The sequence below is a fragment of the Salinarimonas ramus genome, assembly GCF_014645695.1.
GTDB classification, from domain to species: Bacteria; Pseudomonadota; Alphaproteobacteria; order Rhizobiales; family Beijerinckiaceae; genus Salinarimonas; species Salinarimonas ramus.
Map to the genome: position 1 here is coordinate 1 of NZ_BMMF01000049.1, position 586 is coordinate 586.

The 586-nt window shown below is 72.9% G+C and carries 1 protein-coding gene; it reads left to right on the top strand.

The features are described from left to right. Positions 1–89: 89 nt before the first annotated feature. Positions 90–586: hypothetical protein (locus IEX89_RS24175; protein ID WP_188915845.1), on the top strand; the 497-nt coding region annotated here is incomplete at its 3' end.

The window sequence follows — 586 nt, forward strand, 5'->3', positions numbered from 1 at the left end:
GGGCCCGACGCGCCGCTGCCGCGCCTGCCGATCGGCGATGCGCTTCCCTCCCTGCCGACCCTGCCCCGCGTCGATCGATAGGAGCCCCCATGCTGTTCCGCGCCTTGTTCCTGAGCCTCCTCTTCGTCGGGCCCGCGCTGGCGCAGACCCATCACGACGTCCCCCTGTTCTGTGCCGGCTCGGGGCGCCTCGTGTCCTCCGAGGTGACCGGGACCTTTCCCACCCACCGCTACACGGTGCCGGGATCCGCCTCGGACGATCCGGCCTCCATCGCGGTCGGTCGCTGCGGACGGGAGATCACGGTCGACGTGCAGGGTCACCGGCTCTTCCTCGTGCCGGACGCCGTCGGAGACGGCTGGTCGGGAACGCTGCGCATCGACGGCTTCGCCACGCTGTATTCGTTCAGCCGCGCCGGACCGCGCCTCCTCGTCGGCACGTGGGTCACGCACGCTGAGGGCGGGCGGATGGACGCCGAGATGCGTCTAGTCGTCGTCGACGGGCGGGCGCCGGACATGGAGGGCTGCACCGACGGCGCGCCCGAGCCGCTGCCGGCGCGCGGCACGAGCTTCGGAAGAGCGGCGCTCGC